The sequence below is a fragment of the Anaeromyxobacter sp. SG66 genome (assembly GCF_022690805.1).
Classification (GTDB): Bacteria; Myxococcota; Myxococcia; order Myxococcales; family Anaeromyxobacteraceae; genus Anaeromyxobacter; species Anaeromyxobacter soli.
The window spans coordinates 1-22,206 of record NZ_JALCZC010000023.1; the positions used below are offsets into that span (position 1 = coordinate 1).

A 22,206-nucleotide genomic window follows, 5' to 3' on the forward strand; every position below is an offset into this window, starting at 1 on the left:
GGCTCGCGCTCGCGCTCCTGCGCGGCGAGCTCGCCCTCGCCCAGGCGCGGGCGCGCCGGCGGCGGCCCGCGTGAACGGCCCCCTGCGCGACGCCGTGGTGGTGGGCGGCGGCCCCGCCGGGCTCGCCTTCGCGATCGCGGCGGCGCGGCGCGGGCTCTCGGTGACGGTGCTCGAGAAGCGCGAGGGGCCGGTGGACAAGGCGTGCGGGGAGGGGATCCTCCCCGCCGGCGTGCGGGCGCTCGCGGCGCTGGGGGTCACCGGCCGGCTCGACCCGGAGCACACCGCGGCCTTCCAGGAGATCCGCTGGATCGAGCGGCACGACGCGGCCCGGCTCAGGCTCCCGGCGCCTGGCGGGCTCGGAGTGCGCCGGACGGCCCTCTCGGCCGCGCTCTCGGCGCGGGCGCGGGAGGCGGGCGCGGAGCTCGTCCAGGCCGACGTGCACGCGCACCGGCGCGAGCGCGACCGGATCTGGGCGGTCTCCTCCGCAGGCGACGTCCCCGCCAAGGTGCTCGTCGCGGCGGACGGGCTCTCCTCCGCGGTGCGCCGCCGCGAGGGGCTCGAGCGCTCAGCCTCCGGCCCCGCCCGCTACGGCGTCCGGCGCCACTTCGCCATCCCGCCCTGGGCGGAGGCGGTGGAGGTTCACTTCGGGCCGGGCGCGGAGGCCTACGTGACGCCCGTCGGCGCCCGGCGCGTCGACGTGGCCTTCCTGTTCGAGCGGCAGGGGCCGGTCGAGTACGAGGCGCTCCTCGCGCGCTTCCCCGCCCTCGCCCACCTGCTCGAGGGCGCACCCGCGATCACCGCGCCGCGCGGCGCGGGGCCGCTCGCGCGGCGGGCGCGCGCCCGGATCGCCGACCGGCTGGTGCTGCTCGGCGACGCGGCCGGCTACCTCGACGCGGTCACGGGGGAGGGACTCTCCCTCGCGTTCGGCTGCGCGCTCGATCTCGCGGCGCTCCTGCCGGCCGCGCTCGGCGAGGGCGCGACGCGCGCGGCGCTCGCGCCGTACGAGCGCGCCTGGCGCCGCAGGTTCGCCCCTTACTGGGCGTGGACCCGGATCGTGCTCGGACTGACCCGGCACCCTGCGCTCCGGCACCGCATGCTCGCGCTCGCCGCCTCGCGTCCGGCGCCGTTCGAGCGGGCGGTCCGCCTCGCCGTGGGGTGACCTCTCCCGGCGCCTCGAGCCGTGCGCCGCGAGCGCCCGGCCGAGCGGCGGGAGCCCCGGGCGCGACGGGGGTAGGCTCCGAAAGCGTTGCCCATCTCGACGATGCGCCGCGTTCGGGGTATGTCCCCCGTCCCCGCGGGCCCCGGAGTTCCCGGCGTCCGGCGGGCCACCCGCGGCATACCATCCGCCGCAAGGAGGGCTCATCATGCGCTGCACCGTCCTCGGCGCCGGCTCCTGGGGCACCGCGCTGGCCTCGCTCCTCGCGTCCAAGGGGTACACCGTCACGGCGTGGGACAAGGACCACGCCGTCATCGACGCGATCGCCAAGACCCACCGCAACGATCGCTATCTCCCCGGCACGCCGCTGCCGCCCTCGCTCCTCACCACCCCCGACATCACCCGGGCGCTCGAGGGGGCGGAGCTGGTCGTCGTCGCCGTCCCCTCCCACGCGGTGCGCCAGGTGGCCATCGAGGCCAAGCGCCACGTGCACGCCGGCACCCCGGTCGTCTGCGTCGCGAAGGGCATCGAGCTCGACACCCTCATGACCATGAGCGAGGTGCTCGAGGACGTCCTGCCGGTGCCGCTCCACCCCTACATCGCGGTGCTCTCGGGCCCGTCGTTCGCGAAGGAGGTCGCGAAGGGGCTCCCCACGGCGGTGACCGTGGCCGCGCGCTGGGACCGGGTGGCGAAGCAGGTCCAGGACGCGTTCCACACCCGCACCTTCCGCCCGTACACCTCGAGCGACGTCGTCGGCGCGGAGATCGGCGGCTGCGTGAAGAACGTGGTCGCGATCGCCGCCGGCATCTCCGACGGCCTCGAGTTCGGCGCGAACGCGCTCGCGGCGCTCATCACGCGGGGCCTCGCCGAGATCACCCGCCTCGCGGTTCGCAAGGGCGCGAACCCCCTCACCCTGTCCGGGCTCTCCGGCCTCGGCGACCTCGTGCTCACCTGCTCGTCGGACCTCTCCCGCAACCGCACCGTGGGGCGCGGGCTCGCCGCGGGGAAGACGGCCGAGCAGATCCAGAAGGAGCTCGGCCAGGTCGCCGAGGGGATCCGCAACGCCAAGAGCGCGCGCGACCTCGCGCGCCGGCTCGGCGTCGACATGCCCATCACGGACACCGTGTACCGGGTCCTCTACGAGAACGTCCCGCCGCGCGACGCGGTCACGGCGATCATGATGCGCGAGACGAAGCCGGAGATGTGACGCGGCTTCGCGCACGATCCCGGGCCTGCGGCGGGCGTCCTCGCTCCTGCGCGGACGCGCGTGCGCTCGGCCGGAGCGTCCCCTAATCTATGCGAATGAGCCCCGACGCCTCCCGCGCGCTGTGCGGGACCCCCGACGAGTTCGAGCGCGGCTGCCGCCGCGACATGGATCGCGCCCGCGCGGAGGCCGACCGGCTGAAGGCGATGCCGGCGCCGCGCGCCGCGCCTGCGGCGCTCGCCGCCTTCGACGCCGCCTTCGGGGCGCTCTCCGACGCCGCCTCGCGCGCGAGCCTCGCCCGCAACGTCCACCCGGACCCGCGCATGCGGGACGCCGCCGAGCGCTCGGAGCAGGAGATCGACGCGCTCTCGACCGAGCTCTCGCTCGATCGCGGCCTGTACGACGCGATCGCGGCGCTCGACGTCTCCGGGGAGGACGGGGCGACCCGCTACTACCTCCAGAAGAGCCTGCGCGACTTCCGCCGCGCCGGCGTCGATCGCGACGAGGCCACCCGCACGCGCGTCCGTGCCCTCCGCGAGGAGCTCGTGCGGATCGGCCAGGAGTTCGGGCGCAACATCAAGGACGACGTGCGGCGCATCGAGCTCGCGCCGGCGGAGCTCGACGGGCTGCCCGAGGACTGGCGGCGAGCGCATCCGGCCGGCCCGGAGGGCAAGGTCGTCGTCACGACCGACAACACCGACTACGTGCCGTTCATGACGTACGCGCGGAGCGAGCGCGCCCGCGAGGCGCTCTGGCGCCTGTACCGCCTGCGGGGCCACCCGAAGAACCTCGACGTGCTCGCGCGCATGCTCTCGCGCCGCGCCGAGCTCGCGCGGCTCCTCGGCTACGAGAGCTGGGCGGCCTACGTCACCGAGGACAAGATGATCGGCAGCGACCGCGCCGCCGCCGAGTTCGTCGAGAAGATCGCCCGGGCCGCGGAGGCGCGGATGCGCCGCGACTTCGGGCAGCTCCTCGCCCGCAAGCGCGAGGACGTCCCCGGCGCCGAGCGCGTCGAGCCCTGGGACAGCGCCTACCTCCAGGAGCGCGTGAAGGCCGAGCAGTACGGGTTCGACTCGCAGTCGGTGCGCCCCTACCTCGACTACGCCCGCGTGAAGGACGGCGTCCTCGACGTCACGGGGCGGCTGTTCGGCATCGCGTACCGCCCGGTGCCCGACGCCCCGGTCTGGCACGCGGAGGTCGAGGCGTACGACGTGGTGGAGGGCGAGAAGCTCGTCGGGCGCGTCTACCTCGACATGCACCCCCGCGACGGTAAGTACAAGCACTACGCCCAGTTCACGCTCGCCTCCGGCCAGGCCGGGCGGCAGCTGCCGGAGGGCGTCCTCGTCTGCAACTTCCCGCGCCCGCAGGGCGGCGCGCCCGCGCTCATGGAGCACGGCGACGTGAAGACGTTCTTCCACGAGTTCGGCCACCTGCTCCACCACGTCCTCGGCGGGCACACGCGCTGGGCGGGGCAGTCCGGCGTGGCCACCGAGTGGGACTTCGTCGAGGCGCCCTCGCAGATGCTGGAGGAGTGGGTGTGGGATCCCGGCGTGCTCGCCGGCTTCGCGCGCCACGTGGACACCGGCGCGCCGCTCCCCGCCGACGCCGTCCGGCGCATGAAGGCCGCCGACGAGTACGGCAAGGGGCTCATGGTGCGGCAGCAGATGTTCTACGCCGCGACGAGCCTCGAGCTGCACCGGCGCGACCCCAAGAGCCTCGACACGACCGCGCTCGTGGCGGAGCTGCAGGAGCGCTACACGCCGTTCCGCCACGTGGACGGGACCTACTTCCACGAGTCCTTCGGGCACCTCGACGGCTACTCCGCCATCTACTACACGTACATGTGGTCGCTCGTGATCGCGAAGGACCTGTTCGGCCCGTTCCGCGAGAAGGGGCTCATGGATCCGGAGCCCGCCCGCCGCTACCGCCGCGCGATCCTGGAGCCCGGCGGCTCGAAGCCCGCCGCCGAGCTCGTGAAGGACTTCCTCGGGAGGCCCCACGCGTTCGACGCGTACGAGCAGTGGCTGAACGCGTAGGGGCGAGCAGCGCACGCAGAAAGACTGCAGCGCCCACGCGGCGGCGGAGGGGGGGCCGCGTGGGCGCCTTGCTGCACCTGCGACTCTCGGCCGGCGCGGGGCGCCGGGAAGTGAAAGGCCCATCGTGATTCGCGACAGGCGAGCGAAGCGAGCCCGCCGGGGCGCCGCCGCGGAAGCGGCGAAGCCGCCCGCGGCGGCGCCCCGGACCCGGCGCGCAGGGGTGGGGCCCCGACGAGCTCCGCTCGGCGGGGCGGGGGCGCAGCCCCCGTATTTCTAGAAGCGGACGCTCACCGACCCGAACAGCCCGAGGTCGTTGCGCGCCGTCTGGTCGATGGTCGCGGAGGCGAGGCCGTCGAACGCCGTCACGTAGTCACGCGCGGTGAGCCCGAGCCCAAAGGCCCCGTGCTCGACGTTCGCGCCGGCGGAGACGTAGCCCGCGAAGTCGGTCTCGGAGTCCACGTCGAGATCGCGGAAGCTGTAGGTGCGCGCGCCGGCGCCGATCCCCACGAACGGCTTCAGCGTCCAGCCCTGCGCGAGCGCCACCGGGTACTGTCCCTGGACGCCGAGGTCGTACTGGAAGAGGTCGAGGTCCTCGCCGAGCGCCTTCACCTGCGTGGGCGACCATCCGACCGCGCCGACGATCGCGACGTAGGGATGCACCTCGTAGCTGAGGGTGAGGCCGGTGAGCACGGAGTCATCGAGGAGATCGCGCTGGTCGCCGGTCCCGACGAACGCTCCGACGAACGGCGCGATGCTGAGCTTCCGTGAAGGATCTTCGGCGCGCGCGGAGGTCGACGTGAAGGCGATGACGGCGGCGGTGATGACGAGCAGCTTCTTCATCTTGTGTTCCTCGTGAAGTGAATTGAGACGACGCGCAGCCGGTGCTGCAAGGCCCGCGCCCGGCGCGGCGCTGCGCGCGCGGCGGCGAAACGCCGGGAGGATCGGCGCGGGCGGCCGGCGCGAGCGCGCGCCGCGCGTCGGGATCGACGACAGTCGCGAGCGAGCCGCCGTCGGAACTCCGCACACCGGCCGCGGTCGCGCTCACAGATCGAACGCGGCGGAGAGGCCGGCGAACGCGATGAGGCCCAGCGACGGGCTCGGCACGTCCACCGCGCTGCCGTCCGGACGCTCGTGTCGGGTGAACCGCGCCAGGGCGACCGCGACGACGGGGCCCAGCGTCGAGCGCGCGCCGAAGCGCCGGTCGAAGCCGAGCCGCAGCCGCAGGACCTCGTGGCCGTCGAACGACTCGGTCCCGCCTTCCCGCTCCACCCCGTGGCGGCGAAGGGCCACGCCGAGCGCGATCCACGGATCCCAGCGCTCGTCCGGCGCGACGTGGAGCTCCGCCTGCGCTCCCCCCGCGATGCTCCAGACCTCCGCGCCCGCCGGCGGCTCACCGCCGCGCGCGTACAGCCCTCCCGTGCCGAACACGCCGAGCGCAAACGCCGCCACCGGCCGCCAGGCCACGGCGAGCTCGAGCGCCGCGCCCGGCCCGCCGTAGTCGCCGAGCGACGGCAGCGCGTAGCCGATCTCGCCGAAGGCCTGCTCGTAGCCGGACGAGAGCCTGACCTCCAGGGCCGCATCCTGCGCGCGCCGTGGTCCGTCCTGCGCCCCGGCCCGGAGCGCGGACCCGGCGATGGCGGCCGCGACGAGCGCGCGGGTCGCGCAGGTCATCGACGGCCTGCTCGCGGTCGAGGGCGGCCGGCGCCGCGGCGCGGGGGTCGCCCGGCGCTCACTCCCCCGCGGACCGGGGCGAGCCGCTCGCGCGGGGGCTGGCGGGATGGACTCGCGCGGTGGTCGCGGTCACCGGGACCGCGGCCGGCGCGTCCTCCGCGGGCGTGCCCGCCGCGGCCGCCGCGCTCCGGTACTCGGCCCCGATGAGCGAAACCCCCAGCAGCGACGCCGCGAGCCCGAGCCTCTTCATGAACGCGCTCCCTTCCGTGGTCATCCAAGGGTGGCGCCGCGCGGGCGCGCCGCCGCAGGGAGCGTCCCTGGGCTCGGTCCGCCGGCGGCGCGGCACCCGCGCAGGCGCCACGCGAGCGTGCCTTTACATGCCTCGTGCCACGGCGCGAGTCGCAGGCCTGCACGGCTCGGCAGGCGCGGCGCGCAGGCGGGCTGCCGGGTTCGCGGACAGGTTCCGGGGCGAGATCGTCCGCGTTCCCGGCAGCGTGGCAACGGAGCCGGACCCACGGCATGATGGCGGCCCATGCTCGACCCCGCTCGCGGCTCAGGCCCGGATCTTGCGACTCCACGAGGAGTCATGCCGGAGCGATTGGACGCCGCGCGCTGGAGGCGCGTCATCGCCGCCAACGTCGAGTGCCGCTGGAAGCGCACGCGGTGGTTCCTGTTCGCCGGCTTCTACGCGGTCTGGCTGGCGTTCTGCGCCGCGCTCGCCGCGACCGGGTACCCCCCCTGGCGAGTCGCCGTGCTGGCAGGGATCCTCGGCGCGCTGCTCCTCTCGCACGTGGCGCGGGCGCTCAGCGAGCGCGTCGCGAACGCCTGCGAGGGCGACGAGCGCCAGCCGTTCGCGTTCATCGTCATCGCCATCGCGACGACGGGCGGGTTGCACAGCCCGGTCCTCATCGCCCTCATGGGCGCGGTGTCGCAGTTCACGATCCGGCGCGGGATCTGCCGGGCCACGCTCGCCGCGCTCACGGCGCTCGTGGTGCTCGTCGCCGCCATGTTCGCCGTCCCGCAGGCCTGGCTGGGCCCGGTCATCCCGGATCCGCTCTACAGCCTCTCCGCGCTCGGCTTCCTCCTCGTGTCGGTGGTGCTGCACACCGACTACATGTCGCTCCTCGCGCGCACCGTCGAGTCGACCTTCGGCCAGATCTTCCGCTCCCGCGAGGAGATCGCCGCGCAGGCGCTGGCGCGCGCCCGCGAGCTGGAGCTCCTGAGCTCGAAGCTCTCGCACGAGCTCAGGAACCCGCTCGGCGCGATCAAGGCGCTCGTCCAGCTCTCGGCCCGCGAGGCGAACGAGCCCGAGATCCGGGAGCGGCTCCAGGTGGTGGAGGGCGAGGTCGAGCGGATCCAGAAGATCCTCCAGGAGTACCTGTCCTTCTCGCGTCCGCTCGACACCCTGCGCCCCGAGCCCGTCGCGCTCGGCGCCGTCGCGGACGAGGCCCTGGCCGTGCTGGAGGCGCGCGCCGAGAGCGCCGGGGTGTCGCTCCGCCGGCAGGGCGACGCGGAGCTCGTGGCCGATCCGCGACGCCTGAAGGAGGCGCTCCTGAACCTCGTCGCGAACGCGATCGAGGCGACCCCGCGGAAGGGCCGCGTCGAGATCGAGATCGGAGAGCGAGACGGCCAGGTCCGCGTGGAGGTGAGCGACACGGGCCGGGGCATGCCGCCGGAGGTGCTCGACCGCGTCGGCACTCCGTTCTTCACCACGCGCGAGGAGGGGACGGGGCTCGGCGTGCTCCTCGCCCGCGGCGTGTTCGTGCAGCACGGCGGCGCGCTCGAGTACCGGAGCGTGCCGGGCCAGGGCACGGTCGCGAGCGCGTCCCTGCCGCGCGAACCCACGGTGAGGTGCGTCGATGCCCCGCTTGCTGCTCGTGGATGACGATCCGCCCGTCCTGTACGCGCTGAAGGAGCTGGTCCGCTCGCTCGGCCACGAGCCGGTGCTCGCCCGCTCCGGGAAGGAGGCGCTCGAGCGGCTCGAGGGCGTGGACGCTGTGGTCACCGACTACGCGATGCCCGAGATGGACGGGCTCGCGCTGGTCCACGCCATCCACGAGCAGGACGAGGCGCTCCCCGTCGTGCTCCTCACGGCCCAGGGCTCGGAGCGCGTGGCGGTGCGGGCCATGAAGGCCGGCGCCTACGAGTACGTCACGAAGCCCTACGACATCGAGGAGATGTCGCTCGTGATCGACCGCGCCCTCGAGGCGCGCGCGCTCCGCACCCAGAACCGGCGGCTCGCCGCGGAGAAGGCCATCGGGCGGAGCCTCGTCGCGGACACGCCGGCGATGCGCCGCCTGCTCGACGCGGTGAGCCGGCTCGCGCCCAAGGACATCACCGTGCTCGTCCGCGGCGAGACGGGCACCGGGAAGGAGCTCGTCGCCTCGCTGCTCCACGCCGAGAGCCGGCGCGCGGCCGGACCGCTCGTGCGCTTCAACTGCGCGGCGATCCCCGCCGAGCTCGCCGAGGCCGAGCTGTTCGGTCACGCGCGCGGCGCCTTCACCGGCGCGGCGCAGGCCCGGCGCGGCTTCTTCGCCCAGGCCGACGGCGGGACGCTCGTCCTCGACGAGGTGGGCGAGCTGCCGCTGCCGCTCCAGGCGAAGCTCCTGCGGGCGCTGCAGGAGGGCGAGATCCAGCCGGTGGGCGCCGGCCGGGTGGAGAAGGTGGACGTGCGCGTCGTCGCGTGCACGAACCGGGACCTCGAGTCCGAGGTCCGCGCCGGGCGCTTTCGCGAGGACCTCTTCTACCGGCTGGCCGTCGTCGAGCTCGTGGTGCCGCCGCTCCGCGACCACCGGGACGACATCCCGGCGCTCGCGGCCGAGTTCGCGCGCCGGTACGCGGAGCGGTTCGGCATGGAGGACGTGCGGCTCTCGCCCGCGCTCCTCGCCGCCCTGCGGAGCGCAGACTGGCCCGGCAACGTGCGGCAGCTCGAGAACGCCGTCGCACGCATGGTCGCGCTCGGCTCGAGCGGGGAGCTCGGTCCGGAGGCGTTCGGCCGACCGCCCGCGGCCGCTCCGGAGGAGCCCGGGGCGGAGTCGCCGCCGGAGGGCACCCTCTCGCTCCGGGAGCACCTCGACGCGGTCGAGCGCAGCCTCATCGTGAAGGCCCTCGCCGCGACCGGAGGAAACCAGTCCGAGGCCGCGCGGCGCCTCGGCCTGAGCCGCTCCGCGTTCATCGACCGGCTGAAGAAGTACGGCTTCGCCTGACGCGCCTCGCACCGCATCCCGCCCGGGACGGGCCCGCTCGCGAAGGGTCACTGGACGGTCCTCACTACGCTAGGATGAAGGTCGCCCGCGCTGCCGCGGCGCCCGAGTCGCTCATGCGCACCCCGCTCCTCGTCCTCTTCGCCCTCTTCGCTGCGGCGTGCGCCGCGGACCAGGAGCGCCGCGCCTCCGCGTCCGACGGTGCGGTCGTCCTGTGCGATCGCGCCGCCTGCGGGCCCGCCCTCGGCATGCCGAACTGGATCTGCGCCGACGGGAGCACGGGCGGGCCCACGGGCCGCTGCGTCGAGCACGCGGGCGGCCAGTGCGGCTGGGAGATCCACGAGTGCCCCTCGCAGGTGCGCTGCGGCCCCGAGAGCGGGCGCGCGTGCTCCGGGGAGTTCGTCTGCGTGGACCTGCCCGGCGACGGCTGCACCTTTCCGACCGACGCGGGCTGCGACGGCGTCTGCGTCGCGCCCGTCTTCTGCGGCGGGGTCGCCGGGCTTCCGTGCCCCGACGGCCGCGCCTGCGTCGACGATCCGCGCGACGACTGCGCGCCGCCGAGCGGCGCGGACTGCGGCGGGCTCTGCGCGCCGTAGCCGGCTTTCGCGAGGCCGGAAGCGGCCCACGATGGTTCCCGGGCGGTTCCTGCGCTCGCCTCCGGCCTTCCGCGCCGCCGCGGATCGGCCGATACTGGGCGTGCGGAGGCGCCGATGACGATCACGATCCGTCACCTCGAGCCCGGGGACTACGGCCCGATCATCCGGGTGCTGAACGACTGGTGGGGCGGAAGGCGCATGGCGGACATGCTCCCGCGGCTCTTCTTCGTCCACTTCCGGCCGACGAGCTTCGCGGCCGAGGCGGACGGGAAGCTCTGCGGCTTCCTGGCCGGCTTCCAGTCGCAGACCTCCCCCGAGCAGGCGTACATCCACTTCGTGGGCGTCGACCCTGTCTTCCGCGCCGCCGGCGTGGGCCGCACGCTCTACGAGCGGTTCTTCGAGACGGTCCGCGCGCTCGGGGTGACCGAGGTGCAGGGGGTCACCTCGCCCTTGAACGAAGGGTCGCTCGCGTTCCACGCCGCGATGGGGTTCGAGCTCCTCCGGGGCGACGGCGGGGTGGGGCACTCGCCCGACTACGACGGCCCGGGCGAGCCGCGCGTGCGGTTGCGCAAGAGAATCTGAGGGCCGCGCTGCGGGGGCGGGCGACGCGCGCCTCCCGCGGACCGCTCAGGGACGCACGACGCGTCCCATGAACACGAGCGCGCCGGTGGCGTGGTCGCGGATGGCGAACACGAAAGGTCGGTCGATCGCGACCGTTCGCGTGACCGGCGCGCTCGTCGGTCCGACGATGACCGCCGTCGCCGCGGCCGCCTCGGTGCCCGCCTCGTTCACCTTCACGAACGCCTGGTGGACGACGTCCGAGACGCGCAGGCCCACCTCGGTCGACATGCGCGAGAAGTCCGCCTGGTCGCCGAACGCGACGCCGAGCCCGAGCGCGGTGAGCGGCGGCTTCAGCTGCAGGGAGCTTCGCACCTCGAACCGCGGGAGCGTGAGCGCGAGGTGCTCGTCCCGGAGCGCGGCGAGGTACGCCTCGAGCCGCGCCGGCGTGAGCTGCTCCTCGAGCGCCGCGAGCCCGCCCGCGGGCGGGACGAGGAGCAGCATCGAGAGCTCGCCGCCGTCGTAGGGGAGCTCCACCACCTCCACGCCCGCCACCTGCGCGGCCCGGGTGGGCAGGTCGCCGCTCGCCATCGTGGGCACGAGGAGCCGCGAGCCGTCGAGGAGCGTGAACTCGCGGTCGCGGGTGAGGGCGGGGTCGAACTTCTTGGCCCAGGCCGCGTTGAAGTAGATCGCGTTCACCAGCACGGCCACGGTGTCTGTGTCGATCGTCCCGACCGGCAAGAGGTCGGGGATGCGGTCCTCGGTCTCCTCCGCCACCCACGCGTTGATCGCCTCGCGGGCGGGCTCCGGCGCGCTCCCGAAGTCGAGGAGTCGCACGTCCGCGCCGTACTCCCCGGCGAGCGTGTCGAGGAACGGTTGCTCGAAGGTGAAGCCCTTCCGCGCGAAGAGCTGGTTCACGAGCCGCAGCCGGAAGGGCTGACCGTCGGCGCCGGACGCGTTCTCGCCGCGAGAACGGAGCTGCCGGTCGAGGTCGTTCATCGCCCGGTGGTAGCGAGGCTCCGGGATCGAGACGTGGAGGGTCTGCTCGAACGCGGCGGCGGTCGCGCCGGAACCGCCTGGGTAGGTCATCGAGAGCGCGAAGGTGATGCTCTGCGGGGAGAAGAACAGGTTCTCCTGCGCCTCGGACGCGAGCACGCGGTACAGGTCGAGCGCGAGCGCTCCGTTGCTCCCCACCGCGGCGGCGAGATCGGCCGGTGGAGCGGAAGCGGTCACCCGCGCCTCGGTGGAGCCGATCCGGTCGCCGGGCGCCGAGGGCGCTGGCGTCGGGCTCGATCCGCCGCCGCAGGCGCTCGAGAGCGTGAGCGCGGTGACCGCCAGCAAGGCCGCGCGGGAGAGCGTCATGGAGGTACCTCCGCGCCGCAGCGTAGCAGCGCGGACGGGCGATTTCACGCCTTGTGCGCGGGGTGACCCCTCCGAACGGCGCTCACGCGGGCCGGCGAGGCCCCTCCTCGGAGCCGGGGCCGCGCCATGGGGACAGGCGCGGGAGCCAGCGCGGCACCGCGCGGGCGTAGACGGGCCACTCGGCGGGGAAGCTGCGCGCGAGGACCGGCTCCTCTCCGAGGACGACGCGCACGTGGAAGACGAGCGCCAGGACGAAGGCGTAGGCGAGGGTCGAGGGCGAGCCCCTCCACGCGGCGATCCCCGTCACCAGTGTGAGCACCGAGAGGTACATGGGGTTCCGCGCGAACCGGTACATCCCGACCACGACGAGCTTCGTCGGAGGCGACCACGGCGCGAGCGTGCCCTTGCCGATGGTGTAGAAGTCCCGCACGCACCAGAGCAGGCCGGCGAGCCCGGCGAAGGCGAGCAGGAGGCCGGCGGAGTGATCGGAGCCGCGCGCGCCGTCCCTGTGCGCGATCCAGAGCGGGATCGCGACGCCGACCACCGCCGGCATCGCCAGGAACGCGAGCACCGCGCGCGCGAACATCGTCTCTCCCCCTCTCCGACGGAAGGCCGGGAAGCCGTCCGCGCCGTCACGCGGCGACGTCCTCACCTGCGCGCGGAGCTCGCGGGGCGCGCGTCCGCTGCGAGCCGCCGCCGCAGCGCCTTCGCCTGGGCGAGCAGAGGCAGGTCGCCATCCGCGCCGTGCAGCAGCGCGAGGAGGTGATCGAGACACTCCCGCGCGCTCGTGCGCTGGCCGAGCCGGTCGAGAGCCACCGCCTCGAGGTAGAAGCTCCGCGGGTACATCCAGCTGCGCGCCGGGCCACCCGGCCGCTGTCGCAGCGCGCGCAGCTCCCCGATCGCCTCCTCGTCGTGGTGGGACTCGAGCGCGACGCTCGCCGCGATCCACGTCGCGCCGATCGCGAGGTCTCCGCCGCGACCCGGGGAGAGGAGGAGGGGGCGCAGCAGCGCCCGCGCTCGCTCCGGATCGCCGCCGCGCCAGGCCGCGGCGCCCTCGTACAGCGCGCGCGACGGTCCGGGCGGCAGCGCTCGCGCCTGCGCGCGGGCCGCCTGCAGGTCGCCGGTGAGCGCGAGGACGGAGGGGAGCCCCTCCCATCGCCACCCGGAGGCGGCGAGCCGCCGGGCCTCCTCGCGCGCAGCGTCCTGGGGCTCCTCGCCGAGGAGGTGCAGCAGCCGCAGGGTCGGCTCGCTCGGCGAGGTGGCGTGGGCCGCGAACCGGTCGATCACCTCGAACGCCTCGCGCCGCCGGCCCTGGTACGCGAGGGAGCTGGCGAGCGCGGCGGCGGCCTTGGCGCGATCCGGCGAGGCCTCCGCGCGCTCGGCGACGGGGCGCACGAGCGCCTCGGACTCGCCGTGACGCTCCGAGAGATCCAGCGCCTCGGCGAGGGTGATGCGGGAGAAGATGTTCCCGTCGAGCTCGAAGGCGCGACGGGCGTCACGTTCCCCCTCCTCGAAGCGCCCGGACGACATCTCGGCGCGCGCGAGCGCGCGATACGACGCTCCCCCCGGCGCCTTCTCGACCCAGCTGCGACTGCGGGTGAGCATCTCGTCGATGCGGCCGAGCCTGGCGAGCGCATCGGTGACGTGCATGAGCGCCGGCTCCCAGATTGGGTCGAGCTCGAGCGCGCGCTCGAACAGCGCCAGCGCCTGCGACGAGTCTCCGTCGTGGAAGTAGAGATCCCCGGCCAGGTAGAGGACCTCCTTGTCCTGCGGGTAGGCGGCGACGGCGCGCGCGTACAGGTCGTGGGCCTGCTCCTCGTCCCCGTCCACGTGCGCCTTCCAGGCCTCGATGAGCAGCCGCTCCTTCTCGGGGACGCGGCTCGCGCCCCGCACCGCGGCGTCGATGGCGGCGCGCCGCGCCGCCGCGTCGAGCCCGGTGAACTCGCCCAGGTACGCGATCCGGTAGGACGCCAGCGCGAAGTCCGGGTCGACGCCCAGGGCGGCCCGGTACTCCTGCAGCGCCTCCTGGTAACGCGTCGCGTCCTGCGCCTGCTCGCCGCGGAAGTAGTGCGCGTACGCCTCGAAGCTGCCCGTCGTCGCGGACGCCAGATCGACGCGCGAGGCGCTCACCTCCGCCGGGCTCTCCCGCAGCCGCTGGCGCGTCTCCTCGGAGAGCCGGTCGATCATCCCGGGGACGCTCGCCTTCCCCTGGCCCGTCTCCTGGAGCGTGAAGAGGTACTCGCTCGTGTGGGGGTCGAGCGCCTTCAGCTCGATGGCGTAGAGCGCGTCGAAGCGCCGGATGGAAGCGAGCACCAGCGCGCGGGCCCCCGCGCTGCGCGCCACCTCGCGGCCGAGCGCCTCGTCCACCCCGGTCACCTTCTCGCGCCCGAGCTGGCGCAGGATGTCGAGCATCCGGACTCGCGTCAGGACCGACAGCCGCCGCGATTGCTCGAGCGAGGTGATGAGCATCCCCGAGAGGCCCGCCAGCTCCGGCTCCCCGGTGAGGTTCTCGAAGTCTGCGACCGCGACGGTGACGCGCGTCGCGCCCTGCCCCGCGGCGGGAGGCGCCGTCGCTCCGGACCCCCGCAGGGCGACGACCCCTCCGCCCACCGCGAGCGCGAGGAGGGCGGCCGCCGCCGCGAGCCACCGTGCGCGGGCAGGGCGGCGACGGCGCGCGGGCGCTGGGGGCGCCCCGGGCGTCCGCTCGGGCCCGGTGCGGAGCGCGTCCAGCGCCGCCGCGACCTCCGCGCCGTCGCGGGGCCGGTCGACCGGGTCCTTCGCGAGCATCCGCGCCAGGAGGGCGCCGAGCGCGGGCGCGTCCGGGACGTGGAGGGCCGGCGCGGGCCTGGGGCTCGCGGTCGCGCTCCCTTCCGCGTCGTCGGGGAACGGGAGCGTCCCCGCAACCATCCGGTAGACGAGGACCCCGAGCGCGTACACGTCCGTCCGCTCGTCCTCGGGCGCCCCGCGCCACTGCTCCGGCGCCATGTGCCCGGGGGTGCCGCCGCTGATCCGCCGCCGCCCGAACGCGTGCGCGAGCCCGAAGTCGAGCACCTTCACGCGCCCGTCGCCGCAGACGAAGACGTTGCCGGGGGAGAGGTCCCGGTGCACGACGCCCGCTGCGTGGGCGTGCGCGAGCGCGTGCGCGACGGCGGAGCCGATCCGCAGCGCCTCGCCGGTCGCGAGGGGCTCGCCGGTGAGGCGGTCCGCGAGCGTCTCGCCGCGGAGCAGCTCGAGCACGAGGTAGGGGCCGTGCTCGCAGCGGCCGGCGTCGAAGAGGGTGACGATGTTCGGGTGCGAGAGCCGCGCCGCGGCCTCGGCCTCGCGCAGCAGCCGGTCCTCTTGCAGCGCCGCCCGGTCTCCCGCCCGGATCGCCTTGAACGCCACCGAGCGGCCGAGCTCGCGGTCGCGGGCCTCGTACACGATCCCGAAGCCCCCGCGCCCGATCTCGCGCAGGAGCTCGAAGCGGCCCACGACGGCACCCGGCCCGAGCACGTGCTCCCAGGCGGAGCCGAGCTGCACCTCCGGCGCGCGCGCCAGCTCCCCGAGCAGCGCCGACACGCCGCCTCCAGCGGCCGGCGCCACGCCGGCGGGGCCGTCACCCGCGCTCGGCTGACCTCGTTCACGCGCCACGAGAGCTCCGGACAGCAGACGTTCCTACAGTTACTCGGCGCCGCGGGCGCCGCACCGGAGTCTCTCATGGGAGGGAGCGCCCGCGCGCCCGCCCGCGCCTCGCCGTGGGCGGCGGGCCGCGGCCCCGGCGGATCCGCCTGCTCGGCTACCAGTACCGCTCCACGTGCACCTCTCCCGGCTGACGCGGCGCGTGCTCGCGGAAGCCCTCCCGCTCGAGGAGCAGCGTCATGTCGTCGATCATCGCAGGATTTCCGCACAGGAAGACGTGCGTGTCGGCCGGCGTCGGCCGCGCGCCCCAGGCTCGCGCGAGGGCGCCGTCGGTCCAGAGCGCCTGCACGTAGCCCGTCGCGCCGCCCCACGGCGCCGGCTCGGCGTCCGGGCGGCTCACCGTAGGCAGGTAGGTGAAGTTCGGGCAGAGCCTCGCCAGGGTGATGAGCTCGGCGGAGTAGCCGAGATCCCACGAGTGCCGCGCGCCGGCCAGCACGGCGAAGCGCTGCGGCCCGCCGCAGGCGAGCTCGGTGCGGAGCATGCTCATGTAAGGAGCGAGCCCCGTGCCGGTCCCGACGAGCACGACGTCGCGCTCCGGCGGCACGTCTCGGAGCGTGAACATGCCCGCGGGCTTCGGGCCGAGCCATAGCCGGTCGCCGGGCGAGAGCGCGAAGAGCCGCGGCGTGAGCTCGCCCGAGCGGACGAGCGTCACGTAGAGCTCGAGCTCGCCGCGCTCGAGCGACGACGACGCGATGGAGTAGGCCCGCCGGATCATGCGGTCCGGCTCCGACTGCTCGTCCGGCGGCTCCGGATCGGAGAGCGCGACGCGCGGGGCGCGCGCGGGGAGGCCCAGCACCGCGAACTGGCCGGGGCGGAACTCAGGGTACGTCCAGCCGTCGGGGACGACGCGCAAGATGACGAGGCCCGGAGCGACCTCGATGCGGCGGGTGAGGATGGCGTTGACCTCGAGCTTTCCCACCCGGAGACGTGTAGCCGGCCCCACGCCGCCGTGCCTCACCCCGGAAGGCCGCCCCGCGGAGCGCCCCGCGCGTGCGCCCAGACGTCCCCGGGGGGCTCGTACCGCGCGGTCGACGCGTCAGCCCCGGGGCCGCACGCCGCGGACGAGGGCGCGGGCGCAGCGCAGGGTGATGCCGCCGTCGTCGCGCGGCACCGGCTCGAACCCGCGCGCGTGCCCGGCGAGGACGCGGCGCCGGACCTCGTCCTTCGGCAGCGTGGGCGTGCCGCGGTCGAACCACTCGTCGAAGTCGAGCTCGAACGGCTCCTCGAGGAGGCGCAGCCCGCCGAGCCCGGCGCGCGCGAGCACGTCCACGAGCTCCCCCGCGGACAGGCTCCGGACGTGGGTCCGGTCCCGTGCGCGCTCGATCGCCTGGTGCCAGCGGGCGCGCTCCGGGTCGGGATCGGCCGTGTGATCGCAGGCGACCACGACGCCCCCCGGCGCGACGAGCGCAGCCTGCGCGCGCACGAACGCGAGGGGGTCCTCGACGTGGTGGATGACGAGGCGCGAGATCGCGGCGTCGAACGGGCCGGCGCGGAGGTCGAGCACCGAGCCTTCCTCGAAGCGCGCGCGCGCGCCGAACCGGTCGCAGCGGCGTCGCGCGCGCCGCACCATCTCCGGCGAGAGATCCACGCCATGCACGGAGCTCCCCGCGGCGAGGAACGCCTCCGCGACGAGCCCGGGCCCGCACCCCGCGTCGACGAGCCGTGCGCCGGGCGGGAGCGCCGCGAAGGCGACGAGCCCTTGGAGCGCCGCGGGGTCGCGCTGCGCGGGGGCAAGCTCGAACCGCTCGGCCTGGCCGTCGAAGGCGCGGGAGAGCTCGCGATCGTGATCGCTCACGGCGTGGATCCTACGCCGGCCGGCTCGCGCGCGCTCCCTCGGGCTCCGCGACGTGGCGGGCGCTCGGCCCGGTCCGGCCATCCCGGGACTGAAGCGGCGGTCCCGGCCGTGCCCGATCCGGGACGCGTGTTCGCTTCAGGTGCGGCTCCGGGAGGGCCGGCTACTCGGCGCCGACGAGGCGGCCATCTGCGGGCGGCGTGGTGGCCGGGTAGGGCCGCGCCGCTCGCCCGGGCGCAGGCGGCCGATCCGCGTTACCGTACGCCCGTGAGCCGCACCCTCCGCGCCATCCCCACGCTGCTCCGCGTCGGCTTCGCCGAGTCGGTCGCTTACCGGGCCGAGATGTTCGTGTGGCTCCTCTCCACCACGATGCCGCTCGTGATGCTCGCCCTGATGAGCGCGGTCGCGCGCGAGGCGCCGATCGGGCGCTTCGGGCAGGCGGAGTTCGGCGCCTATTACCTCGCGGCCCTCGTCGTGCGGCTCAACGCCGGGGCGTGGGTCATCTGGGAGGTGAACTTCGAGATCCGCCAGGGGACGCTGGCGTTCCGGCTGCTCCGACCCATCCATCCGCTCGTCTCCTACGCCTGCTCCAACGTCGGCGCGATGCCGATCCGCCTCGTCGCCTCGCTCCCCATCATCGCGGTCGCGCTCGCGACCCTCGGCCCCGGCCGCTTCACCCACGACCCGCTGCTCCTCGCGCTCTTCCCCGTGACCGTGATCGGCGCCTGGCTCATCACGTTCCTCGCCATGGCCGTCATCGGCGCGCTCGCCTTCGCGATCGACTCGTCCTCGTCGGTGTTCGAGCTGTGGCTCGGCCTGTACGGCGTGTTCTCCGGCTACCTCATCCCGCTCGAGCTCTTCCCCCGCTGGCTGGAGGTCACCGCGAAGCTCCTGCCGTTCCGCTTCATGCTCTCCTTCCCGGTCGAGATGGTCATCGGCATGACCCCGCGGGCGACCGCGCTCCGCGAGCTCGCGGTCCAGTGGACCTACGTGGCGGTGCTCGCGCTCGCGGCGCGGGTCACCTGGCGCGCAGGGCTCCGCCGCTTCGCGGCGTTCGGAGGGTAGGGTGCGCCGCTACCTCACGCTCCTCGCGATCCAGCTCCGCGCCTCCATCGCGGTGGCGATGCAGTACCGGGTCGACTTCCTCGTCCAGGGCGGGCTCGCGCTCTTCTGGACCTCCTGGTCGCTCGTCCCGATCCTGGTCGTCTACGGACGGCGCTCCTCGATCGCGGGCTGGTCCTTCGAGGAGGCGCTCGTCGTCATCGGCTGGTTCACGGTGATGAAGGGCGTGCTCGAGGGGGCGGTGAACCCGTCGCTCGCCTCCGTCGTCGAGCACATCCGCAAGGGAACGCTCGACTTCGTGCTGCTCAAGCCCGCCGACGCGCAGTTCCTCGTCTCCACCGGGAAGTTCGCGCCGTGGCGCGCGCTCGACGTCGTGGGCGGGCTCGCCGTCTTCGCCGTGGCGTTCCACCGGATGGGTCGCTGGCCGTCGCCCGGCGCGGTCCTCGCCTCGCTCGTCCTGCTCCTCTGCGCCACGCTCATCCTCTACGCGCTCTGGATCCTGGTCGTCTCGTCGGCGTTCTTCGTGGTGAAGGTGGACAACCTCTCGTTCCTGCTCCTCTCCATCTTCGACGCCGCCCGCTGGCCCGCGGACGTCTTCCGCGGCGCCCTGCGCGTCGTCTTCACCGTCGTCATCCCGCTCGCGCTCATGACGACGTACCCGGCGCGCGCGCTCCTCGGCACACTCGCGTTCTCCCAGGGGGTGTTCGTCCTCCTCGGTGCGCTCGCGTTCTCGGCCTTCGCGAGGCTCGTCTGGCTGCGCTCGATCGGGCACTACACGTCGGCGTCGTCGTAGGCCGGCGCCGCGCCCCGTCCGGCCCCGCCCGATCACCCGGACCGAGCCGACCTTCCCGATCCGCTCCACGATTTCCGCGCCCGGCGCCCGCGCCCGACCGCGCCCGCGCCCGACCGAGAGTTCCGCTGTTCGTCCGATCCGTCCGCGATTCGTCCGCTGGACGCGCCATGGGACCGAACGTCAGTGCGGGCTCGCGTAGCGGTCCGAGCCCGGAACGTCAGTGCGGGCTCGCGTAGCGGTCCGAGCCCGCGCCCGACCGAGAGTTCCGCTGTTCGTCCGATCCGTCCGCGATTCGTCCGCTGGACGCGCCATGGGACCGAACGTCGGAGCGAGCTCGCGTAGCGGTCCGAGAGTTCCGCGGCTCGTCCAGCGCGTCCATGATTCCGCCCCGGCGCGGCGTCCGCGTGAGCCCAGCCGAGCGAGAGGCAAACGCCCGCCCGTCGAACGCGTCTCCCCCGCCCCACGCCCCACGGAGAGCTCCGGACGTACCTCACGCCGACTTCGTGAGCCGCAGCTCGAACCCGACGCCGCTTGCGGCGATCTCGCAGCCTCCGAACCGGCTCCGGGCCGACATCTGCTCGAGATCCTCACGCGAGTAGGCGCTCTTCAGCAGCATGTGTCGGAAGGTCCAGCGCGTGACGAAGGCGTCGAGGCGCGTCAGGTTCATCGCTCGCACCTCCGCATCGATGGCGTCGAGGGGCGCATCCCTCCGCAGGTCGAAGATCGACGCCCGCCCGCCCGGCCGCAGGACGCGGTGAAGCTCGTCGAGCGCGCCGACGGGGTCCGCAAAGTTCTTGAAGGCGGCCATGCACACCGCGAAGTCGAACGACGCCTCCGGGAAGGGAAGCTCGGCCGCGTTGCCGTGGCGGAACTCGATCGAGACCCCCGCCCGCGCCGCGTTCTCACCGGCGATCCGCACGAAGGACCGGCTGATGTCGAGTCCGGTGACCGCGTAGCCGCGTTTCGCGAGCTCGATTGCGAGGTACCCGGGCCCAGGGGCGACCTCCAGCACGCGCCCACCTGGCGCCACGCGGGCAGCGACCGCATTCGCGGCGGTCACGAAGCGTCTCCTGTCACGCCCCGTGTTCCGCGTGTACCAGCTCGCGATGAGCCCCTCCATCGCAACACCCTTGTACGCCTTCGCTCGTGCCGTCATGTCGCATTCTCCCTCGGGCCAACGCCCAGCTAACAACGGTCGCTACAAGCTAACGACGTTAACGTAATGCGACCAGCGTTGTCGGATCAAGGGGGTGGCGCGTAGGATCGGCGCCAGGGAGGTGAGGGTGAGCTTCGTTCCGTACCGCGACCACAGGGGCCCTCCCCGACGCAAGCCGCTCGACCGGGCGCAGGTCGTCCGGGCGGCCCTCGACCTCCTCGACGAGGTCGGGCTGGATGAGCTCACCATGCGCCGCCTGGCCGAGAAGCTCGGCGTCAAGGCCGCCTCGCTCTACCGGCACGTTCGCGACAAGGACGAGCTGCTCGTGCTCGTCGCGGACGAGATCGCGGGGGAGATCCCGGAGATTGCCCCGACGGGCTCATGGCGCGACCAGCTCACGGAGATGGCGCGGGTCAACCGCCGGGGCCTGCTCGCTCATCGGGACGCGGCCCGGGTGCTCGCGAGCACCCCGCCGATCGGGCCGCGGCGGCTTCGCCACATCGAGGCAGTGCTGCGCGTCCTGCGGTCGTCCGGCCTGTCCGACCGGGACGCCGCGCGCGCTGCCTACCATCTCAACAACTTCGTAACCGAGTTCGCGGCGGACGAGGCGCGCTACGAGGCCGCCGCGGCGGCGATGGGCGTCACACGTCGGAAGATGCTCGGCGAGGCGCGCAAGCAGTTCAGAGCGCTGCCCCGAGAGGAGTTCCCGCTCCTCGTCGCGCTGGCGGACCACCTGGCGGAGGACGACCCCGACGGCCTCTTCCAGTTCGGGCTCGAGGTCCTCGTGCGAGGCCTGGAGCGCGTCGCCCGCGGCCGCGACTGACCGCTCGTCGGCGCCCGCGCAGCGCTCCGAGCCGCACCGCGCGCGTCGCCGAGCCGCACCGCGCGAGCCCGCACCGAGAGTTCCGCGCTCCGCACCGTGGGGCCGCCGGTCGGACGGTGTCGCTTATGAAGTTCCAATGGATTTGCGCAGAGTGGCGGGCACACTCCCTGCTCACACCCGTCGCATGACCGTTCCGCGACAAGTTCTCAGAGGGACCACCTATCTCGTAACTCGACGCTGCGCGCACCGGCAGTTCCTGCTCCGGCCCTCCAAGTGTTTGAACGGCGTGTTTCTGTTTCTCCTCGCCGTCGCTGCCCGTCGGTACGGCATCGACGTCCACGCCTTCTGCGTCATGTCGAACCACTTCCATCTCGTCGTGACGGACCCTGACGCGCGCCTTCCGGCGTTTCATCAGTTCCTGGATGCCCTGGTTGCTCGCGCCGTGAACGCCTCCCTCGGGCGCTGGGAAGCCTTCTGGGATCCCAACAGCTACAGCGCCGTGAGGCTCGTCTCGCCGACTGACGTCATCGACAAGGCCGCCTACGTCCTCGCGAACCCCGTCGCCGCGCGTCTCGTCCGCTCCGGTCGGTTGTGGCCGGGGCTGTGGTCTGCTCCCGAGTTGATCGGCGGGGACGCCATCGTGGTTCAACGACCCAAGCACTTCTTCGATCCCAAGGGCGCCTTTCCCGATACTGCCGCCTTACAGCTGACCGCGCCCCCGGGCTTTGCCTCGGCCGACGATTTCAGGCGCAAGCTCGAGTCGGCACTCGCCGAGAGGGAAGAGCAGGCCGTACGAGAGGGACAGTCTCGCGGCGGCTTCCTTGGAATCGCCCGCGTCCTGGCACAGAAGCCGACAGGGCGGCCCACGTCCGGTGAGGCGCGGCGCAATCTGCGCCCGCGCGTCGCCTCACGCGACAAGTGGAAGCGCATCGAGACGCTTGGGCGGCTCGCGGAGTTCGTGCGCTCCTACCGGTCGGCATTGGCTTCGAGACGCGCAGGGGACACCGGCATCATCTTCCCATGCGGCACGTACTTGATGCGGGTAGCTCACGGCGTGCCCTGCGTCGGCTTCACTTAGCCATATCGCGGGCGAGCGCATCGGAGCCGCCCAACACC

At 74.0% G+C, this 22,206-nt stretch carries 20 protein-coding genes; 11 read left to right on the top strand and 9 right to left on the bottom strand.

From position 1 onward, the window contains the following. Positions 1–70: 70 nt before the first annotated feature. The 3 genes from MNZ39_RS09110 (at position 71) to MNZ39_RS09120 (ending at position 4,396) form a co-directional block, all read left to right on the top strand. Positions 71–1,159, top strand: a complete 1,089-nt coding sequence (locus MNZ39_RS09110; protein WP_242337589.1) for an NAD(P)/FAD-dependent oxidoreductase — start codon at positions 71–73, stop codon at positions 1,157–1,159. 205 nt (positions 1,160–1,364) lie between these two features. Further along, positions 1,365–2,363 carry an NAD(P)H-dependent glycerol-3-phosphate dehydrogenase gene (locus tag MNZ39_RS09115; protein WP_242337591.1) on the top strand — a complete coding sequence of 333 codons (999 nt, stop codon included), beginning with the start codon at positions 1,365–1,367 and terminating at the stop codon, positions 2,361–2,363. A 95-nt stretch (positions 2,364–2,458) separates the two neighbouring features. Beyond that, positions 2,459–4,396 (top strand): M3 family metallopeptidase, encoded by a 1,938-nt coding sequence (locus tag MNZ39_RS09120; RefSeq protein ID WP_242337593.1) that lies wholly within the window; start codon positions 2,459–2,461, stop codon positions 4,394–4,396. 273 nt (positions 4,397–4,669) lie between these two features. Here MNZ39_RS09120 and MNZ39_RS09125 read toward each other — a convergent pair whose 3' ends face one another. The 3 genes from MNZ39_RS09125 to MNZ39_RS09135 form a co-directional block, all read right to left on the bottom strand. Then, positions 4,670–5,236: an outer membrane beta-barrel protein gene (locus MNZ39_RS09125; protein WP_242337595.1), complete on the bottom strand. Its 567-nt coding sequence runs from the start codon at positions 5,234–5,236 to the stop codon at positions 4,670–4,672. A gap of 201 nt (positions 5,237–5,437) precedes the next feature. After that, positions 5,438–6,067, bottom strand: a complete 630-nt coding sequence (locus MNZ39_RS09130) for a hypothetical protein (RefSeq protein ID WP_242337596.1) — start codon at positions 6,065–6,067, stop codon at positions 5,438–5,440. 58 nt (positions 6,068–6,125) lie between these two features. After that, positions 6,126–6,317 carry a hypothetical protein gene (locus tag MNZ39_RS09135; RefSeq protein WP_242337598.1) on the bottom strand — a complete coding sequence of 64 codons (192 nt, stop codon included), beginning with the start codon at positions 6,315–6,317 and terminating at the stop codon, positions 6,126–6,128. 336 nt (positions 6,318–6,653) lie between these two features. Here MNZ39_RS09135 and MNZ39_RS09140 point away from each other — a divergent pair, with 336 nt between their 5' ends. The 4 genes from MNZ39_RS09140 (at position 6,654) to MNZ39_RS09155 (ending at position 10,448) form a co-directional block, all read left to right on the top strand. Continuing rightward, positions 6,654–7,952 carry a nitrogen regulation protein NR(II) gene (locus MNZ39_RS09140; RefSeq protein ID WP_242337600.1) on the top strand — a complete coding sequence of 433 codons (1,299 nt, stop codon included), beginning with the start codon at positions 6,654–6,656 and terminating at the stop codon, positions 7,950–7,952. Then, on the top strand, positions 7,927–9,273 hold the full coding sequence (locus tag MNZ39_RS09145; RefSeq protein WP_242337602.1) for a sigma-54 dependent transcriptional regulator: 1,347 nt from the start codon (positions 7,927–7,929) through the stop codon (positions 9,271–9,273). Before MNZ39_RS09140 ends, MNZ39_RS09145 begins: the two co-directional genes overlap by 26 nt. A 74-nt stretch (positions 9,274–9,347) precedes the next feature. Further along, a complete protein-coding gene (locus MNZ39_RS09150) occupies positions 9,348–9,866 on the top strand; it encodes a hypothetical protein (RefSeq protein WP_242337604.1) in 519 nt (172 codons plus the stop codon). 114 nt (positions 9,867–9,980) lie between these two features. Continuing rightward, positions 9,981–10,448, top strand: a complete 468-nt coding sequence (locus MNZ39_RS09155) for a GNAT family N-acetyltransferase (protein WP_242337606.1) — start codon at positions 9,981–9,983, stop codon at positions 10,446–10,448. 45 nt (positions 10,449–10,493) lie between these two features. On the opposite strand, the gene MNZ39_RS09160 is transcribed toward MNZ39_RS09155, so the two are convergent. The 5 genes from MNZ39_RS09160 to MNZ39_RS09180 all read right to left on the bottom strand — a co-directional run bounded on the left by MNZ39_RS09160 (position 10,494) and on the right by MNZ39_RS09180 (position 17,259). Next, positions 10,494–11,786, bottom strand: coding sequence for a serpin family protein (locus MNZ39_RS09160; RefSeq protein ID WP_242337607.1), 1,293 nt, complete (start codon positions 11,784–11,786; stop codon positions 10,494–10,496). A gap of 82 nt (positions 11,787–11,868) precedes the next feature. Then, positions 11,869–12,372 carry an isoprenylcysteine carboxylmethyltransferase family protein gene (locus MNZ39_RS09165; RefSeq protein WP_242337609.1) on the bottom strand — a complete coding sequence of 168 codons (504 nt, stop codon included), beginning with the start codon at positions 12,370–12,372 and terminating at the stop codon, positions 11,869–11,871. A gap of 62 nt (positions 12,373–12,434) precedes the next feature. Then, positions 12,435–15,344 carry a tetratricopeptide repeat-containing serine/threonine-protein kinase gene (locus tag MNZ39_RS09170; RefSeq protein ID WP_242337611.1) on the bottom strand — a complete coding sequence of 970 codons (2,910 nt, stop codon included), beginning with the start codon at positions 15,342–15,344 and terminating at the stop codon, positions 12,435–12,437. 217 nt (positions 15,345–15,561) lie between these two features. Beyond that, positions 15,562–16,383 (bottom strand): ferredoxin--NADP reductase, encoded by an 822-nt coding sequence (locus tag MNZ39_RS09175; RefSeq protein WP_242337613.1) that lies wholly within the window; start codon positions 16,381–16,383, stop codon positions 15,562–15,564. Positions 16,384–16,500: 117 nt separating this feature from the next. Then, positions 16,501–17,259 carry a class I SAM-dependent methyltransferase gene (locus tag MNZ39_RS09180; protein WP_242337615.1) on the bottom strand — a complete coding sequence of 253 codons (759 nt, stop codon included), beginning with the start codon at positions 17,257–17,259 and terminating at the stop codon, positions 16,501–16,503. Positions 17,260–17,523: 264 nt separating this feature from the next. Between MNZ39_RS09180 and MNZ39_RS09185 the strand changes: the two genes are divergently transcribed. Further along, complete coding sequence (locus MNZ39_RS09185) at positions 17,524–18,321, top strand: ABC-2 family transporter protein (RefSeq protein ID WP_242337617.1); 798 nt, start codon at positions 17,524–17,526, stop codon at positions 18,319–18,321. A gap of 1 nt (position 18,322) precedes the next feature. Further along, positions 18,323–19,111: an ABC transporter permease gene (locus tag MNZ39_RS09190; RefSeq protein ID WP_242337619.1), complete on the top strand. Its 789-nt coding sequence runs from the start codon at positions 18,323–18,325 to the stop codon at positions 19,109–19,111. 490 nt (positions 19,112–19,601) lie between these two features. Here the strand turns inward: MNZ39_RS09190 and MNZ39_RS09195 are convergent, their stop codons facing one another. Continuing rightward, positions 19,602–20,267: a class I SAM-dependent methyltransferase gene (locus MNZ39_RS09195; RefSeq protein WP_242337621.1), complete on the bottom strand. Its 666-nt coding sequence runs from the start codon at positions 20,265–20,267 to the stop codon at positions 19,602–19,604. Positions 20,268–20,394: 127 nt separating this feature from the next. Here MNZ39_RS09195 and MNZ39_RS09200 point away from each other — a divergent pair, with 127 nt between their 5' ends. Next, on the top strand, positions 20,395–21,090 hold the full coding sequence (locus MNZ39_RS09200; protein WP_242337623.1) for a TetR/AcrR family transcriptional regulator C-terminal domain-containing protein: 696 nt from the start codon (positions 20,395–20,397) through the stop codon (positions 21,088–21,090). A 184-nt stretch (positions 21,091–21,274) separates the two neighbouring features. Further along, positions 21,275–22,168 (top strand): hypothetical protein, encoded by an 894-nt coding sequence (locus tag MNZ39_RS09205; protein WP_242337625.1) that lies wholly within the window; start codon positions 21,275–21,277, stop codon positions 22,166–22,168. Positions 22,169–22,206: the final 38 nt, after the last annotated feature.

Excerpts from the sequence above, each read along its gene's own strand:
- MNZ39_RS09160 (WP_242337607.1), bottom strand. The coding sequence starts at position 11,786 with ATGACGCTCTCCCGCGCGGCCTTGCTGGCGGTCACCGCGCTCACGCTC.
- MNZ39_RS09150 (WP_242337604.1), top strand. The coding sequence starts at position 9,348 with ATGAAGGTCGCCCGCGCTGCCGCGGCGCCCGAGTCGCTCATGCGCACC.
- MNZ39_RS09115 (WP_242337591.1), top strand. The coding sequence starts at position 1,365 with ATGCGCTGCACCGTCCTCGGCGCCGGCTCCTGGGGCACCGCGCTGGCC.
- MNZ39_RS09140 (WP_242337600.1), top strand. The coding sequence starts at position 6,654 with ATGCCGGAGCGATTGGACGCCGCGCGCTGGAGGCGCGTCATCGCCGCC.
- MNZ39_RS09205 (WP_242337625.1), top strand. The coding sequence starts at position 21,275 with ATGACCGTTCCGCGACAAGTTCTCAGAGGGACCACCTATCTCGTAACT.
- MNZ39_RS09135 (WP_242337598.1), bottom strand. The coding sequence starts at position 6,317 with ATGAAGAGGCTCGGGCTCGCGGCGTCGCTGCTGGGGGTTTCGCTCATC.
- MNZ39_RS09165 (WP_242337609.1), bottom strand. The coding sequence starts at position 12,372 with ATGTTCGCGCGCGCGGTGCTCGCGTTCCTGGCGATGCCGGCGGTGGTC.
- MNZ39_RS09145 (WP_242337602.1), top strand. The coding sequence starts at position 7,927 with ATGCCCCGCTTGCTGCTCGTGGATGACGATCCGCCCGTCCTGTACGCG.
- MNZ39_RS09120 (WP_242337593.1), top strand. The coding sequence starts at position 2,459 with ATGAGCCCCGACGCCTCCCGCGCGCTGTGCGGGACCCCCGACGAGTTC.
- MNZ39_RS09195 (WP_242337621.1), bottom strand. The coding sequence starts at position 20,267 with ATGACGGCACGAGCGAAGGCGTACAAGGGTGTTGCGATGGAGGGGCTC.
- MNZ39_RS09155 (WP_242337606.1), top strand. The coding sequence starts at position 9,981 with ATGACGATCACGATCCGTCACCTCGAGCCCGGGGACTACGGCCCGATC.
- MNZ39_RS09125 (WP_242337595.1), bottom strand. The coding sequence starts at position 5,236 with ATGAAGAAGCTGCTCGTCATCACCGCCGCCGTCATCGCCTTCACGTCG.
- MNZ39_RS09130 (WP_242337596.1), bottom strand. The coding sequence starts at position 6,067 with ATGACCTGCGCGACCCGCGCGCTCGTCGCGGCCGCCATCGCCGGGTCC.